We start from the raw sequence: 15,586 nt of genomic DNA, 5'->3' as shown, positions 1-15,586 counted from the left end.
TATGCGCCGCAACACCCGTCCGGCGGGGGTTTGCCGAGACAGTAGGGAAGCAGGCTACGATGCCTGGGGATATTTCGTACCGTCATCCGTGATGAAATCAGTATCCTTTGCAATCGGCGAAGCTCGCCCGTATCGTGCGGCGCTTGAGCAAAACCAGACACTTTTGAGGTTGCCACAATGAGTTTGACCGAAGCCCGTTTTCACGACCTGGTGGATACCACCCAGCAGGGGCTGGAAGATATTTTCGACGACAGCGGCCTGGACGTGGATCTGGAAAACTCGGCCGGTGTGCTGACCGTCAAGTTCGAGAGCGGCCAGCAACTGATCTTCAGCCGCCAGGAGCCGCTGCGTCAGCTGTGGCTGGCGGCGCGCTCCGGTGGCGTTCACTTCGATTACGACGAAGAAAGCGGTAAGTGGCAGTGCGACAAGAGTGAAGAGTTGCTGGGTGAGATGCTCGCCCGCCTGGTCCAGGAATACACCGGCGACGAACTGGATTTCGACGAGATCTGATGGTGAGTGAGCCTGCAACCGTACGCCCGCCCAAGCCGCTGTTCAGCAATGTCAGCCCGGCGGTGCCGTCACCTTGTATCAGTTTGTGTCGCCTGGACGAGCAGAAAGTTTGCCTTGGCTGCTTCCGCCATGTGGAAGACATCCGGGAATGGCGCTCTGCCGACGATGCGCGGCGCCGGGTGATCTGTGCAGAGGCCGAGCAGCGCAAGGCGAGCACCTGACGGCGTCTTGTTTATTTGTGTCGCTGTGGTAGTGTCCGGATACACCTCCATTCATCGAGGTCCGTGAGAACCCCGCCTTTTCCTGGCGGGGTTTTGCTTTTTTGTGCAGAAAAAAGGAGTCTGCCTGAATCATGACCACCGCACCGTCCATCATTCTTACCCGTCTTGACGTGCAGCGTCTGGAGCAACTGATCGACCGCTTGGGCGACAACTCTCCCGGCGCCGAAGCATTGCAAGCCGAACTCGACCGCGCCGAAGACGTGGTTGGTCACGATGAAGTGCCTGCGGGTGTCGTGACCATGAACTCCAGCGTGCATTGCCGTGAGCAAAGCAGCGGCAAGGACTATCACCTGACGTTGGTCTACCCCAAGCACGCGAACGCCGACGAAGGCAAAATTTCGATCATGGCGCCGGTAGGCAGCGCGTTGCTCGGCCTGCAAGTGGGCCAGCACATCGACTGGCCGGCGCCTGGCGGCAAGATCCTGAAGCTGGAATTGCTCAGCGTCGAAGGCCAGCCCAAAGATGGCGGCGCCTTCCCGCTCTAAACCTGATTGAAGGCCGCATTGAGTGACTGTTCCAGTTCGGCTTTATAGCGCAGGTACAGATTGCTTGGGCTTTGCACATCACCGAGCAGCCCCGACAGATCCAGGTCAGTGATATAGCAGCGGTAACGCTCGGTTTCCCGACGTTGCCCGACGATCTCCCGGGCGACCACCGTAAACAGCTGGTCGCCAAATTCCAGTTCGGAAAACTCCCGCTGATTGCAGTACAGGGTGATCCCTACGTGGCCTGGCGTGCCTTTGCCGATAATGGCCTGCACGTCATAAAACGCCTTGTTGGCCGGGTCTTGCGGGGCCGGCCTTGGCTCAACGCCCCGCGCACGGCCGCTGCCCGATGGCAACAGTTGGTAATACAGGATCTGTATCTCGCCCGCGGGTTGCTGGGTGTCCAGGGACGATAGTGCTTCGCGGCGATACAGGATCGATTGCAAAAAGCGCTGCAACGGCGCCAACAGGCTTTGCTCATCATGAAACGGCAAGCGCTGTTGCCAGAGCGCGTTGAATTCGTCGAGCACGTAGACGTCGGCGAAGCCTTCATTGACCCGGTAGAACACCTGCACACACTCGGCTTGGCCCATGGGCAGCAGCAGCGCCAGGTCGTGGTCTTCCAAGGCCATGGCGTCCAGGTGCCACGGGCTATAGCTGACCAGCTCCTCGCTGAGGTAGGCGATCAGCGCGTCCTGGTTCGGCAGTGATACATGGGTGGCTTGGCCCGGCACCAGTTCCATCACGTGGTAATGCTGCTGTACCTGGAGCAGGTAGCGATGATTGCCCTGGCTGAGCAGCAGATGCTGCGCGGTGTCGAATACCTCTTCCACCCGCTGGGCTATGAACTGTGCCCGGTTGTGGCAGAAGCAGCGCACCCGTAGGCGTGGCAGATGGTTCGATGGCAGTTGGTTGAGGTAGTCGCGCAGGCAGTCGAGCAGGGCGTGGGGGCCGTCATAGCGGCTGACCATCACTTCGTTCCAGCTGTTGAGCGTGACCTGGTCCAGGGTCAGCACTAGGTTGTCGCGCACGCCGGCATAGCTCAGGGAGTCGGTGCGCTCGGTGGTCATCAGGATATTCAGGTCGCGATGATGCTTGAGCGGATCAACCCCGACGTTGATCAGCAGCAGCACCTCTTCCGGCACTGCCGGGCGTAGCAAGCGGCTCTCATCGACACTGGCCAGGGGCAAGGCGATAGTCTGTTGCAGACTGCCCAGCAGGTTGAAAAGCTCGAACTCGGTCATGTCGCTGGTGCCGGGGTGCAGCGCCAGGCGGGTGCTGCTGTCGATCACGCCGTTGCGATGGCACCAGGTGAGCATTTCCAGCAGGTCGCGGCTGCGTTTGATCGGGGCGAAGTGTTCCCACTCCAGAGCGGTAAGGTTGCCGTTATACAGGCCCCAATGGTGCTGGCCCGGCTCCTTGCGGTTGGGCGACTGCACCAGGGTCAAAGTGTCTTCGGCCAGGTCCGGGGCGATGCCGGGGTTGATGAACTCGACCTTGCCGGCCTTGCGCTCGAACGCCGCATACAAGCGGCGGCCCAGTACATTGAGCTCGCGTTTATTGACCGCGCTGGCGGTGTGTTCGCTGCGGGTGAACTGGGTGAGGAAGCGGTAGCTGTAGTTCAACTCATTGACCAGAGCACGGCGCTCGGAGGCGACCTGGCGCACTTTCCATTGGCTGCGGCTGTCCAGCAGGGCCAGTTGGCGCGTGTCCCAGCCCCACTCATGCGCCAGGCGTTCCAGCAGCTGCCGTTGCCAACCGGCGGTGCGCTGGCCGGCGCTGAGCTTGCGGTTGACCTTCAGGTACAGGCTGCGGCGCACCAGTTCCAGGCGCTCCAGCTCGTTGCGGGCCTTGAGGTATTCCTCGATGCGGCGGTAGACCATGATGTACGGGTCCAGCTCATCCAGGTCTACCTGATGGCTGAACACCGCCTGTTTGAAGCGCAGGCTCAGGCATTGCACCTTCGGGTGTTCGCTGGCGTAGACCTCGGTCAGCAGCAGCTTGAGCACCGATTTATAGGGCGACTCGATGCCCTTGAACAGTTGCCACAGCCCGGCGCCAATAAATTCCCCCGGAGGAATATGAGCCAAATGGCCGAGGTCGAGGGTTTCATCGGCGCGGATAAAGCGCTTGGAAATCAGTGCGTGAGTAAACTCGGCGTAGCGGTTTTCTTCGTAGACCGGCACCAACCACCAGATGGGCGTGCGTCCGGCCAGCCAGATCGCGGTGCGATAGAACTCATCCAACAGCAGGTAGTGCTGGGTGGTGCCGCAGTCGTCGGAGCTCAATTGTGTATCGCGATCACCCAACACAAAGCGCGTCGGGTCGATCAGGAAGAAATGCGCCTCGGCGCCCATGCCCAAGGCCCAGGTTTCCAGCAGTTGGCACTTTTTGCGCAGCTCGGCCAGCTCGGTCTCGCTCAGGTCGGGGGCGTGGCACACCCACACATCCATATCGCTTTGATCGGCCTGGGCCAGCGTGCCCAGGCTGCCCATCAGGAACAAACCGTGGATCGGCGTAGGCGGGTTACCGTGGCGCGGTTTATAGGAAAACGAGCGGGTCAGGCGCTGGGCATCGGCCAGGGCCTGGGCGTCCGGTTCAAAATTCGACAACCCGGCCGGCGTGCTGCTGGAGACGTAGCCTGGCAACAGCGGGTGATTGACGTGGAAAAACAGCGGCAACAAAGCCAGCACGCTTTGCTGGCGTGGCGTCAGCCCCTCGACGGCCCGGGCCATGCGGCCTTGATTGAGGGTCATGAAACGCGCGCGCAGTTGGGTCAGCACCTTGCGGTCGATGCCTTCGTCCAGATCGGGGCGGATTTCATGGGTGCGGGTCATGTCGAACTCGTTGGCTCGCAGGGCCCGACGCGGGCGGCCATGCAGGAGTTTACAGACAGTAGCGTAGGAGTTTTAGAGGGAAGTGGCTTTTTGGCGTCAGAATTTTGTATGCCGCGCAGCAAAGCCCGCGGAATCCGCAGGCGGCGGACTCCATGGGCGGTATCAGGTATCAGGCGGCTTCTTTGGTGCTGGCAGTGGTGAGGATGGTCAGCAGGGTTTGGGCTTGCTCGGCAGCGTCCCGGCCAAGGCTCGTCAGATAGCCCCCGTCCGGTTGGTCGATCAGCCCTTTGGCATGGAGGCGCTTGGCAGCGGCGATGGCAGTAGGGGCGGCAGTCTGATGGACTTTCAAGCCTTCCTTGGTGCTGTCCAGAGGGAAGAGTACAAGGATTTCCAGTTCGGCAACCAACTCAGGGGTATACGACATAAGGACTCCAGACTTTCTAAAATTTATTAGAGGCTAGCAGGCCATAAGGTGAACGCACTTTGCCGAACTGTCCAGCGTGTTGCTGCGTGCCAGGGTTATTGCTTCTCCGGCGGCAGCTCGGGCAGTGCCCGCAGTGCCGTTTCATACCACTCGGTATTGAAAGCGCGGTCCTCGTCCAGCATGGCGTCGATCTCGAAGGCCAGCACGTGAGCCATCAGATTCAGGATCTCTTCGCGCTCGTAACCCACCAGGGTCAGTTTATTGAACGTAGCCTTGGCCGCAGGCGGGTTATCGCTCTCGATCTGGTTCTCGATGGCTTCGATCAGCGTGGTCTCGGTGAATTCTTCTTCGTCGTTGTCGATATCGGTCGGCTCGCTCATGGCAGGCTCCTCAAGGAAAGGGCGTCAGTCTACCCCCATTCAGGTGGGTGATGCTGCTGGTCAGGGTGGCCTCGAGGATCTATAACTCTTGCAGCCAACCCCACACCCGGCCTGGAGGCTTTGCAATGCTCAAGCTTTACGGATTTTCGGTCAGCAACTACTACAACATGGTCAAGCTGGCGCTGTTGGAGAAAGGACTGCCCTTCGAAGAAGTGCCTTTTTACGCCGGGCAAACCCCCGAAGCCTTGGCGGTCAGCCCCCGCGGAAAAGTGCCGGTGCTGGGTGTGAAGCAGGGGGTCATCAACGAAACCAGCGTCATCCTCGAATACCTGGAGCAGAGCCAGGAAGGCCCTGCGCTGCTGCCCGCCGACCCGTTTGCGCGGGCACAGGTGCTGGCGCTGTGCCGTGAGATCGAGCTGTACATCGAGCTGCCTGCGCGGGCGTGTTACGCCGAGGCTTTTTTCGGCATGACGGTGCCGGAGGCGATCAAGGAAAAGTCCAGGGCCGAGCTGTTGCTTGGGATCGGTACGTTAGGCCGGCACGCTAAGTTCGCGCCTTATGTGGCAGGGGAGAGCTTCACCCTCGCGGACTTGTATTTCATGTACAGCTTGAACCTGGCCTGCGGTGTGGGCGAGAAGCTGTTTGGGTTGGACCTGCTGGCGCAGTTGCCGAAGGCGAAGACCTTGTTGGCGCGCCTGAATGAGATGCCCAACGCGCAGAAGGTAGAGGCGGACAGGCAGGCGGCGATGCCAGCGTTCATGGCGATGATTGCGGCCAAGAAATAAATCTTTGGCATCTGATAAGAGCGCCATCGCGGGCAAGCCAGCTCCCACATTTTGATGTGTGAACCCAATCAAATGTGGGAGCTGGCTTGCCTGCGATGCTTTTAGCGGCTGGCGAGCAATTCTTTGCCGCGCACGACCGCTGCCTTGACCTGCGCCGGCGCAGTGCCGCCCACATGGTTACGGGCATTCACCGAGCCTTCCAGGGTCAGCACGGCAAATACATCCTGCTCGATCTGGTCGCTGAACTGGCGCAGTTCTTCCAGGCTCATTTCCGCCAGGTCCTTGCCGGTGTCCACACCGTACTTCACGGCGTGGCCAACGATTTCGTGGCAATCACGGAACGGCAGGCCACGGCGCACCAGGTAGTCCGCCAGGTCGGTCGCGGTGGAGAAACCACGCAGGGCCGCCTCACGCATGATCGCGTGCTTGGGCTTGATCGCCGGGATCATGTCGGCAAAGGCGCGCAGCGAGTCGCGCAGGGTGTCGGCGGCGTCGAACAGCGGCTCTTTGTCTTCCTGGTTGTCCTTGTTGTAGGCCAGTGGTTGGCCTTTCATCAGGGTCAGCAGGCCCATCAGTGCGCCGAATACACGGCCACTCTTGCCACGCACCAGCTCTGGCACGTCGGGGTTTTTCTTTTGCGGCATGATCGAGCTGCCGGTGCAGAAGCGGTCCGGCAGGTCGATGAACTGAAATTGCGCGCTGGTCCACAGCACCAGCTCTTCGGAGAAGCGCGACAGGTGCATCATCGCGATGCTGGCCGCGGCGCAGAATTCGATGGCGAAGTCCCGGTCCGACACGCCGTCAAGTGAGTTGCCGCCCACGGCGTCAAAGCCCAGCAGTTGTGCGGTGTACTCACGGTCGATCGGGTAGGTGGTGCCGGCCAGTGCAGCGCTGCCCAACGGCATACGGTTGGCGCGCTTGCGGCAATCGACCAGGCGCTCGTAGTCGCGGCTGAGCATTTCGAACCAGGCCAGCAGGTGGTGGCCGAAGGTCACAGGCTGTGCGGTCTGCAGGTGAGTGAAGCCCGGCATGATGGTGTCCGATTCGCGCTCGGCCTGCTCCAGCAAACCTTTTTGCAGGCGGGTGATTTCGCCCAGGATCAGGTCAATCTCATCGCGCAGCCACAGGCGGATATCGGTGGCGACCTGATCGTTACGGCTACGGCCAGTGTGCAATTTTTTGCCGGTCACGCCGATGCGATCGGTCAGGCGTGCCTCGATGTTCATGTGCACGTCTTCGAGGTCGACGCGCCAGTCGAACGTCCCTGCCTCGATCTCACCGCGGATGGTGGTCAGGCCGTCGATGATGCTGTCACGCTCGGCGTCGGTCAGCACGCCGACCTTGGCCAGCATCGTGGCGTGGGCGATGGAGCCCATGATGTCGTGGCGGTACAGGCGTTGATCGAAGGTGACGGAGGCGGTGAAGCGCGCGACGAAGGCGTCGACGGGTTCACTGAAGCGGCCGCCCCAGGACTGGTTGGTCTTGTCGGTGCTCATGGATTCGCTCGTGATCTGCTTAAAAGAGGCATGAAGGTGTGCCGGCGATCATAACAGGGTTGCCCGTGGAGGCGGTGCTGCGGGTGATCGGCAATTTTATTTGTGTAAGAGATGGCTAAGTGCCTTGCCGCCGACCGCATCCGGGACGAGACTGGGGGCAGGTACTTATTGAAACGATATTTGACGATTGAGCAATGTCGCCTCAGTGAGCGTCTACAGTTGGACTGATAGTGTGTGAATGCACCAAAGTCGGGTGATGCGGTCATAACCAGACTATCCATTAAACAGGGGGGTATTCGGATTGTTTATCAGTGAACCCTACGACGATGCCCGAAGGCAGCGGGTCTTGGGCGCTATTGAACAGGTCCGGGTAAATTTGGGTGCCATTCTCAGGGCACTTTTTGCCGCTCGCGCTAGTCTTAGCGTGGATCGCTGTGACGTCAGTCACCGCACCTGTCTACGCTATCCTTGTGCGAGACTCACGCAGGAATCCAGCGCAATATGAATGTCCTGATCGTTGATGACGAACCCCAAGCCCGCGAGCGACTGAGCCGTCTGGTCAGTGAACTCGAGGGTTATACAGTCCTTGAACCGAGTGCCACCAGCGGCGAAGAGGCGTTGACGCTGATCGACAGCCACAAGCCGGATGTAGTGCTGCTCGATATCCGCATGCCGGGCTTCGACGGCCTGCAAGTCGCCGCCCGCTTGAGCGAACGCGAATCGCCGCCCGCCGTGGTGTTGTGTGCGGCGCAGGATGAGTTTTCTGCACAAGCGCTGGAAGACAGCGGTGTCAGTTTTCTCGTCAAGCCGGCCACTGCCGAAGCCTTGCTCAAAGCCTTGAAAAAAGCCGAGCGTCCCAGCCGCGCCCAACTGGCTGCCTTGACGCAACCGGCTGCGCAAAGTGGTAACGGGCCACGCAGCCATATCAGTGCGCGTACCCGCAAGGGCATCGAGCTGATCCCACTCGGCCAAGTGGTCTACTTTATTGCCGATCACAAATACGTGACCTTGCGCCACGAGACCGGTGAAGTGTTGCTCGATGAGCCGCTCAAGGCCCTTGAAGACGAGTTTGGCGAGCGTTTCGTGCGCATTCATCGCAATGCGTTGGTCGCCCGTGAACGCATCGAGCGCCTGCAGCGCACGCCCCTGGGGCACTTTCAGCTATTCCTGAAGGGGCTCAATGGCGATGCCTTGATTGTCAGCCGACGCCATGTCGCCGGCGTGCGCAAGATGATGCAGCAGCTTTAGCCCAAGGGCTGCGGCGCGGTCTGCATTCCTAATCCCGGTGCGACGTGGCCAGGGAGGCCCCGCACTTGCTGATTCAAATCAAAGCGTATTTGCCTGAGCTGTTATTATCCGCCGTATCTATTCAGTACGGATTGATCCATGTCCTCTCGCGAAATCCGCATCGCCACCCGTAAAAGCGCCCTGGCCTTGTGGCAGGCCGAATACGTCAAAGCCCGCCTTGAGCAGGCCCATCCCGGCCTCAAGGTATCCCTGGTGCCCATGGTCAGTCGCGGCGACAAGCTGCTGGACTCGCCGCTGTCAAAAATCGGCGGCAAGGGCCTGTTCGTCAAGGAGCTGGAAACCGCGCTGCTGGACAACGAAGCCGATATCGCCGTGCATTCGATGAAAGATGTGCCCATGGACTTTCCTGAAGGCCTGGGCCTTTTTTGCATCTGCGAGCGCGAAGACCCGCGCGACGCCTTTGTTTCCAACACCTTCGCGTCCCTGGACGAATTGCCGCTGGGCAGTATCGTCGGCACCTCCAGCCTGCGCCGCCAGGCCCAGTTGCTGACACGTCGCCCCGACCTGCAGATCCGCTTTTTGCGCGGCAACGTCAACACGCGCCTGGCCAAGCTCGACGCCGGCGAATACGACGCGATCATCCTCGCCGCTGCCGGACTGATCCGCCTGGGCTTTGAAGACCGCATCACCTCGGCCATCAGCGTCGAAGACAGCCTGCCGGCTGGCGGGCAGGGCGCAGTCGGGATCGAATGCCGCACCGCCGACAGCGAAATTCATGCGCTGCTAAAACCTCTCGATCACGCAGACACCGAAGTGCGCGTCACCGCCGAGCGTGCCTTGAACAAACACCTTAACGGTGGCTGCCAAGTGCCCATCGCCTGTTATGCCGTACTCGAGGGTGAGAACCTGTGGCTGCGTGGCCTGGTTGGTGATCCGGACGGCGGTAACCTGCTGACCGCCGAGGTGCGTGGGCCGCAACGTGATGCCACGGCCTTGGGGATTCAGGTCGCCGAAGCGTTGCTGGAAAAAGGCGCGGGTGCCATTTTGCAAAAAGTCTATGGCGAGGCCGGCCCGCAGTGACCGATTGGCGAGTGCTGCTGACGCGGCCTGCCGAGGAGTCGACGGCCCTGGCGGCGTTATTAGCCCAGAGCGGTATTCACAGCAACTGCCTGCCTTTGCTGGAGACTGAAGCCTTGCCGGTGACCGCTGAGCAACGCGCGGTGTTCGGCGCGCTGCCGCGCTATTGCGCCGTCATCGTGGTGAGCAAGCCGGCCGCGCGCCTGGCGTTGCAGCAGTTGGGGGGCAGTGTGCCGCCAATGCCCTGGTTCAGTGTCGGCGCGGCCACGGCTCAGATACTGGCCGATCATGGCCTTAACGTTCACTGTCCCGTCACGGGCGATGACAGCGAGGCCTTGCTTGAACTGCCCGCCTTGCGCGAGGCTATTGCAGTGCCGGGCGCCCGGGTGTTGATTCTGCGTGGCGAGGGCGGGCGCGAGTTGCTGGCAGAGCGTTTACGCGAGCAAGGTGCTAGTGTCGACTACCTGGAATTGTATCGGCGTTTTCTTCCAGTGTATGAGAAGGGCGCGCTGATGCAACGCATCCAGTTGGAACGCTTGAACGGCCTGGTGGTCAGCAGTGGGCAGGGTTTTTTACACTTGCACGCGTTGGCCGGCCCCGATTGGCCAGAGGTGGCACAGCTGCCGTTGTTCGTGCCCAGCCCGCGTGTATATGAAATGGCGCGGGCCGCGGGTGCAGAAAAAGTTGTGGATTGTCGCGGCGCGAGTGCCGCGGCTTTGTTAGTGGCGTTAGGGAGCTATCCCGTTCCCACTCTCTGATACGCAAAGGACGGATACGTGAGCGAAACAGCCTTGCCTAAAGATGAAGCTCAGCCCGCGCTTGATGCGCCGGTCGAGACACCCGTCAGCGCGCCACGCCGTGGCAATGGCCTGGCCATCGTCGCCTTGCTGTTGGGCGCTGCGGGCGTAGCCGCCGGCGGTTGGGGGATCTGGCAGGTCCGTGCCCTGCAAGCCAGCAGCCAGCACCAGCTGGGCCAGGTGCAGACCCTGGATGACCAGTCCCAGAGCCTCAAGCAAGGCCAGCAACAGTTGGCCGCCCGCCTGGCGCAGTTGCCGGGTGCGGATGAGCTGGAAGAACGTCGCCGTCTGGTCACTCAGTTACAGGGTGATCAGCAGCGCCTCAACCAGCGTCTGGAAACCGTGTTGGGTGCCAGCCGCAAGGACTGGCGCCTGGCCGAGGCCGAGCATCTGATCCGTCTGGCCAGCTTGCGTTTGTCCGCCTTGCAAGACATCAACAGCGCTCAGTCGCTGGTCCAGGGGGCCGACGAGATTCTTCGCGAGCAGAGCGACCCAGGGTCTTTCGCCGCACGCGAGCAACTGGCCAAGAGCCTGGCCGCGCTGCGCAGCACCGAGCAACCGGACCGTACCGGCCTGTACCTGCAACTGGCCGCCTTGCGTGACCAAGTGGTGCAACTGGCGGCGATTGCCCCGGAGTATCAGCTCACCGAGCCCGCTTCCCAGGGGCGCCCCACCAGCGATACGCAGAACCAGTTGAGCCAATGGTGGGAGCAGATTTCCCGTTACTTTCGCATCGACTTCAACCCGGATGACAACATCCGTCCCTTGTTGGCAGGCCAAGGCCTGAACCAAGTGCGCCTGGCCTTGAGCCTGGCGCTGGAGCAAGCCCAGTGGGCTGCGCTTAACGGCGAGGCGGCGGTGTACAGCCGCTCGCTGGGAGAAGCGCGCAGCGTGTTGCAGGACAACTTCAACCAGGACAACCCGCAGAGCAAGGCGATGCTGGCGCGTATTGCCGAGCTCGAGCCCAAGGCCGTGTCGGTGGTCACGCCTGACCTGGCCGCGAGCCTGGCTGCTGTGCAGGCGTACCTTGAGCGTCGTCATCTGTCTGCCGACGAAGCCAAGGCCTCGGCTGGCAAACCGGCGACCCAGGAGTAGAGCTGATGAAGCGTTTCTATGTGATCCTGGTGCTCGCAATTGCGCTCGCCCTGGCCCTGGGCGTGGGCATTTCGAAGCACACCGGCTACGTGTTGATTACCTATCCTCACTTGCTGCATTACGAATCAAGCCTGTGGGCGACATTGGTGGCGCTGTTCGCCATTGGCCTGGCGATTTACCTGATTCGTGTGTTGTGGAGCCTGGTCACCACATCCGGTGGCGTGGTCAACCCTTGGTCACGACGCAACCGCAGCCGTCGTGTGCAGATTGCTATCGAGCAAGGCCAGATGGACCTCGCCGAGGGCCGCTGGGCCAGCGCCGAACGCCACCTGCACCGCGCCGCCGAAGCAGAGCGTCAACCTTTGCTGTATTACATCGGCGCGGCCCGTGCGGCGAATGAGCAGGGTCGTTATGAGGAATCCGACGGTTTGCTGGAGCGCGCGCTGGAGCGCCAGCCCCAGGCCGAACTGGCCATTGCACTGAGCCATGCGCAATTGCAGATGGATCGTGGCGATACGGAAGGCGCTCTGGTCACCCTTCAGGCGATGCATGAGCGTCATCCGCATAACGCGCAAGTGCTGCGACAGTTGCAACGCCTGCATCAGCAGCGTGGCGATTGGTCGTCGGTGATTCGCCTGCTGCCGGAACTGCGCAAGGACAAAGTCTTGCCCGCCAATGAGCTGGCCGAGCTGGAGCGCCGCGCGTGGGGCGAGAACCTGAGCCTGGCGGCCCAGCGTGAAGAGCAAGGCGAGGCGGGGTTGCAGTCCTTGGAGCGCGCATGGGAGCAACTGACCGCTGCCCAGCGCCAACAGCCACAACTGGTATTGGCGTATGCCGACCAACTGCGTCGATTGGGCGCCGATGCCAAGGCCGAAGAAGTGCTGCGTGGTGCGCTCAAGCGCGGTTACGACAGTCACTTGATCCGGCTGTATGGCCTGCTGCGCGGCAGTGACCCTGCGCGTCAATTGAAGTTTGCCGAAGGCTGGCTCAAGGACCATCCAGGCGATGCCAGCCTGCTGCTGACGCTGGGTCGTCTGTGCCTGCAAAACAGTCTGTGGGGCAAGGCGCGGGATTATCTGGAAAGCAGCCTGCAAGTACAACGCAATCCCGAAGCCTGCGCCGAATTGGCTCGGCTGCTGGCCCAATTGGGCGACACCGAGCGCAGCAACCAGCTGTTTCAGGAAGGCTTGGGGTTGCTCGACAATCGTCTGCTGTCCTCGCCGCTGCCGGTGCCTGCGCGAGTTTGAAGTAGGAAAGGGTGAGTGGATTGGCTCGGACCGATCCGCCCCCGATCCTTCAAATCCTGCAAACACTCGGTTTAACTGGCCTTGTTGCTAATTCCTACTTGTTGTAACTGAATTTCCTCGGGCTCGTGGCGGGATGTCCTTATGTTTTCGAGGAAATGTCTGCTCTAGGGCGTATTGAAAGGGGTCGGGCCTTTCCTCTACCGTAGCGACCTATCTCTTGCAGTGCGGATAAACAATGTCTTTGGCCCCTTTACGCTCTTTGTTTTTCCTGGCGTTCATGGCGGGTGCGCTGACGTTGGGCGCGTCTTTCTACCTTCAATACGGCGCGCTGCTACGACCGTGTTTTCTATGCCAGGTACAGCGCCTGTTCCTCGCGTCTTTTGCATTGATCAACCTGATTGCCGTGCTTCACAAACCTGGGCGTTCCGGCCTTTGCCTTTATGGGTTGGCGAGTATGGGCTGTGCGTTGCTGGGCGCCATCACCGCAGGCCGGCAAGTCCTGTTGCAGAACAGGCCGGCAAGTCAGGTGGGGGATTGCTGGCCCAGTCTGCAGCACATGCTTGAAAGCCTGTCTGTCTGGCAGGCCATGCGCTCGGTGTTCAATGGCACGGTCGATTGTGTCGAAATCAACTGGACGCTATTTGACCTGAGCCTGCCTGAGTGGAGCCTGTTGTTCTTCGTCGCGATGCTGATCCTGGGGCTCATGCAGGTATCACGGTTGTTGTTCGGCAGGCATTTGCGCCTCGCAGTGCATTGAAAACGAGACTCAGGTTGTAGGAGCGGATTAAACACTTGTATGAACATTCTCTCCTGCGTACCTTGAAGCCATAGTCATGCGGGCATAATCTGGCCCGCACGCGTTATCCAAACCGCTTGTCAGACGCGGCCTTGTCCGTCTGCTGCTTCATCCTTGAAGTGTTGCGCAGGTACAGAGCTGCGGCGCCCCAATAGGGAAGAGAGATCATCATGTTGGAAAGTTGTCAGAATGCTCAGGAACGCTGGGGTGGAGTGCACAAGCTGATCGACAGCTGGTTGAAGGCACGTCACGAACTGGTTCGGGCCTTTGATGCTCTCGGCGCCAAGCCCGAAGCGTTGGGCGAGAATCGCGAGACATTGCAGGAATTCTGCGGTGTGCTGGTGGACTACGTGTCTGCCGGCCATTTCGGCGTCTACGAGCAACTGACCAAGGAGGCCGAAGCCTTCGATGATCAGCGTGGCCTGGAGTTGGCCGAGACGATTTACCCGCGCATCGATGTGATTACTGAAAAGCTGCTGGCGTTCACCGACCTGTGTGATGCCGGGAAATGTGTTGCGGAAAAATTCAAGGAATTGGGCGCGCTGTTGCATGAGCGTTTCGAACTGGAAGATTGCTTGATCGAAGTGCTGCACAACGCTCATAAAGAAGAGCCCGCCACCCAGGCTTGAAGCTGATGGCGAGATAAAAAACGGTGCGCATGTCGCACCGTTTTTTTATGGGTCAGTGGCGAGTGCCGAGCAGTTCGATTTCGAACACCAGCGGCGTATAGGGTGGGATCAACTCACCTGCGCCGTCTGCGCCATAGGCCTGGGCCGAAGGAATCACCAGGCGCCATTTCGCACCCACCGGCATCTGTTGCAATGCACTGCTCCAACCGCTGATCACGCTGTTGAGGCGAAACCATTGCGGTTGCGTACTTTTGTCGAAGACAGTCCCGTCAGGCAGTCGGCCCACGTATTTCACCTGTACTTCATCGCTGGCCAACGGCTTGTTGCCAGTGCCCGGTGCCAGCTCGGTGAGCAGGATACCGTCGGCTAGCTGACGAACGCCGGCGGCGGCTTTTTCCCGAGTGAGAAATTGCTGTTCGGCGGCCAGTGCTTTTTCGCTTTGCGGCAGTGGGGCGTCGGCGGTGTTCTGCGCTTCATGCTGGGAGAGGATCTGTTCGATGCGCGCGTTATCCAGCGCCAGTGGTTTGCCTTGGTAGGCTTGTTTGAGTCCGTCGAGCAGAGCCTGTATCTGCAGGTCGGGGACTTCCTGGCGCAACCGTTCGCCAAGGCTTGCGCCCAGGCTATAGGCAAGGTCGTGCGGGGTTGCGTCGGTGATGTTTGACGAAGGTTGCTCGCTTGCATCGGCCACGCAGATCGCCAAGCCGAACACTAGAAAAAGGTAACGCGACATGGTCATTCTCCCGGCGAAAGTGCGACGGATTATGCCAGTGCGAGTGCGTAAAAAGTGGCGTGGTTTTCCGTTATATCGATAAGAATTTTCGCACTGTGCAACGCAAGGCAAAGGATACTGTCAACATGCCCTAGCGGCGGTAAGAGCAGAGGGCTAGTATGAGCCGCACCCACGTCAGCCAGGAGGTAAACCATGTCGGCCAAACAGAAGCCTGTAAATACCCCGTTGCACTTGCTCCAACAACTTTCGGGCAGCCTGCTCGAACATCTGGAAAGCGCGTGCTCCCAAGCCTTGGCTGATGCAGAAAAACTGCTCGCCAAACTGGAAAAGCAGCGCGGTAAAGCGCAAGAAAAACTGCACAAGTCCCGTACCAAACTGCAAGACGCCGCCACTGCCGGCAAGTCCAAGGCACAAGCCAAAGCCAAAGGCGCGGTCAAAGAACTTGAAGAGCTGCTGGATGCTCTCAAGGATCGCCAAGCCGAAACCCGCAGCTACATTTCCCAACTCAAAAAAGACGCTCAAGAAAGCCTGAAACTGGCCCAGGGCGTTGGTCGTGTGAAGGAAGCCGTAGCTAAAGCACTGGGCGCTCGTACGCCTGCAAAAGTAGCCGCCAAGCCAACTGCTAAAACTGCTGCTGCCAAACCAGCTGCCAAGCCAGCCGCTAAAACCGCTGCTGCCAAACCAGCCGCGAAGCCCGCTGCTAAAACTGCTGCAGCCAAACCAGCCGCGAAGCCCGCTGCTAAAACTGCTGCAGCCAAACCAGCCGCGA

At 60.3% G+C, this 15,586-nt stretch carries 17 protein-coding genes; 12 read left to right on the top strand and 5 right to left on the bottom strand.

Features of this window, described 5'->3' with window-relative positions; genetic code table 11:
- Positions 1 to 177: 177 nt before the first annotated feature.
- From cyaY to rnk, 3 genes are all read left to right on the top strand, one after another.
- On the top strand, positions 178 to 510 hold the full coding sequence (cyaY, locus tag QK296_RS00975) for an iron donor protein CyaY (RefSeq protein WP_003195412.1): 333 nt from the start codon (positions 178 to 180) through the stop codon (positions 508 to 510).
- Between the two features lie 2 nt (positions 511 to 512).
- Complete coding sequence (locus QK296_RS00970) at positions 513 to 731, top strand: DUF1289 domain-containing protein (RefSeq protein ID WP_032897694.1); 219 nt, start codon at positions 513 to 515, stop codon at positions 729 to 731.
- A gap of 131 nt (positions 732 to 862) precedes the next feature.
- Positions 863 to 1,276, top strand: a complete 414-nt coding sequence (gene rnk, locus QK296_RS00965) for a nucleoside diphosphate kinase regulator (RefSeq protein ID WP_212614851.1) — start codon at positions 863 to 865, stop codon at positions 1,274 to 1,276.
- Here the strand turns inward: rnk and QK296_RS00960 are convergent.
- From QK296_RS00960 to QK296_RS00950, 3 genes are all read right to left on the bottom strand, one after another.
- Positions 1,273 to 4,113: a class I adenylate cyclase gene (locus QK296_RS00960; protein ID WP_282390491.1), complete on the bottom strand. Its 2,841-nt coding sequence runs from the start codon at positions 4,111 to 4,113 to the stop codon at positions 1,273 to 1,275. The two genes, rnk and QK296_RS00960, sit on opposite strands and share 4 nt — an antisense overlap.
- Before the next feature lie 169 nt (positions 4,114 to 4,282).
- Positions 4,283 to 4,537 carry a TIGR02647 family protein gene (locus tag QK296_RS00955; RefSeq protein WP_003195403.1) on the bottom strand — a complete coding sequence of 85 codons (255 nt, stop codon included), beginning with the start codon at positions 4,535 to 4,537 and terminating at the stop codon, positions 4,283 to 4,285.
- A gap of 95 nt (positions 4,538 to 4,632) precedes the next feature.
- On the bottom strand, positions 4,633 to 4,917 hold the full coding sequence (locus QK296_RS00950) for a hypothetical protein (RefSeq protein WP_034134047.1): 285 nt from the start codon (positions 4,915 to 4,917) through the stop codon (positions 4,633 to 4,635).
- Between the two features lie 125 nt (positions 4,918 to 5,042).
- On the opposite strand from QK296_RS00950, the gene QK296_RS00945 reads away from it, so the two are divergent.
- Complete coding sequence (locus QK296_RS00945) at positions 5,043 to 5,702, top strand: glutathione S-transferase (RefSeq protein WP_169855646.1); 660 nt, start codon at positions 5,043 to 5,045, stop codon at positions 5,700 to 5,702.
- A 101-nt stretch (positions 5,703 to 5,803) separates the two neighbouring features.
- On the opposite strand, the gene argH is transcribed toward QK296_RS00945, so the two are convergent.
- On the bottom strand, positions 5,804 to 7,198 hold the full coding sequence (argH, locus tag QK296_RS00940) for an argininosuccinate lyase (RefSeq protein ID WP_003195396.1): 1,395 nt from the start codon (positions 7,196 to 7,198) through the stop codon (positions 5,804 to 5,806).
- Between the two features lie 501 nt (positions 7,199 to 7,699).
- On the opposite strand from argH, the gene QK296_RS00935 reads away from it, so the two are divergent.
- The 7 genes from QK296_RS00935 to QK296_RS00905 all read left to right on the top strand — a co-directional run bounded on the left by QK296_RS00935 (position 7,700) and on the right by QK296_RS00905 (position 14,087).
- Positions 7,700 to 8,446, top strand: a complete 747-nt coding sequence (locus tag QK296_RS00935; protein ID WP_003195394.1) for a LytTR family DNA-binding domain-containing protein — start codon at positions 7,700 to 7,702, stop codon at positions 8,444 to 8,446.
- A gap of 138 nt (positions 8,447 to 8,584) precedes the next feature.
- Positions 8,585 to 9,526, top strand: a complete 942-nt coding sequence (gene hemC, locus QK296_RS00930) for a hydroxymethylbilane synthase (protein ID WP_003195391.1) — start codon at positions 8,585 to 8,587, stop codon at positions 9,524 to 9,526.
- On the top strand, positions 9,523 to 10,281 hold the full coding sequence (locus QK296_RS00925; protein WP_169855647.1) for a uroporphyrinogen-III synthase: 759 nt from the start codon (positions 9,523 to 9,525) through the stop codon (positions 10,279 to 10,281). Before hemC ends, QK296_RS00925 begins: the two co-directional genes overlap by 4 nt.
- 18 nt (positions 10,282 to 10,299) lie before the next feature.
- Positions 10,300 to 11,415, top strand: coding sequence for a uroporphyrinogen-III C-methyltransferase (locus QK296_RS00920; protein ID WP_034134043.1), 1,116 nt, complete (start codon positions 10,300 to 10,302; stop codon positions 11,413 to 11,415).
- A 5-nt stretch (positions 11,416 to 11,420) separates the two neighbouring features.
- Positions 11,421 to 12,662 (top strand): heme biosynthesis protein HemY, encoded by a 1,242-nt coding sequence (locus QK296_RS00915; protein ID WP_003195384.1) that lies wholly within the window; start codon positions 11,421 to 11,423, stop codon positions 12,660 to 12,662.
- Positions 12,663 to 12,897: 235 nt separating this feature from the next.
- The gene (locus tag QK296_RS00910; protein WP_003195382.1) at positions 12,898 to 13,419 is read left to right on the top strand and encodes a disulfide bond formation protein B; all 522 of its coding nucleotides are present in this window, start codon (positions 12,898 to 12,900) and stop codon (positions 13,417 to 13,419) included.
- 209 nt (positions 13,420 to 13,628) lie between these two features.
- Positions 13,629 to 14,087: an Rsd/AlgQ family anti-sigma factor gene (locus tag QK296_RS00905; RefSeq protein WP_003195380.1), complete on the top strand. Its 459-nt coding sequence runs from the start codon at positions 13,629 to 13,631 to the stop codon at positions 14,085 to 14,087.
- Positions 14,088 to 14,139: 52 nt separating this feature from the next.
- On the opposite strand, the gene QK296_RS00900 is transcribed toward QK296_RS00905, so the two are convergent.
- Complete coding sequence (locus QK296_RS00900; RefSeq protein WP_003195378.1) at positions 14,140 to 14,817, bottom strand: FKBP-type peptidyl-prolyl cis-trans isomerase; 678 nt, start codon at positions 14,815 to 14,817, stop codon at positions 14,140 to 14,142.
- 192 nt (positions 14,818 to 15,009) lie between these two features.
- Here QK296_RS00900 and QK296_RS00895 point away from each other — a divergent pair.
- Positions 15,010 to 15,586: AlgP family protein (locus QK296_RS00895; RefSeq protein WP_282390490.1), on the top strand; the 577-nt coding region annotated here is incomplete at its 3' end.

The sequence above is a fragment of the Pseudomonas sp. AL10 genome, from assembly GCF_029960685.1.
Taxonomy (GTDB): domain Bacteria; phylum Pseudomonadota; class Gammaproteobacteria; order Pseudomonadales; family Pseudomonadaceae; genus Aquipseudomonas; species Aquipseudomonas lactis.
Note: the sequence above shows the minus strand (reverse complement) of the source record. Positions and strands in the feature narration are given on the sequence as shown.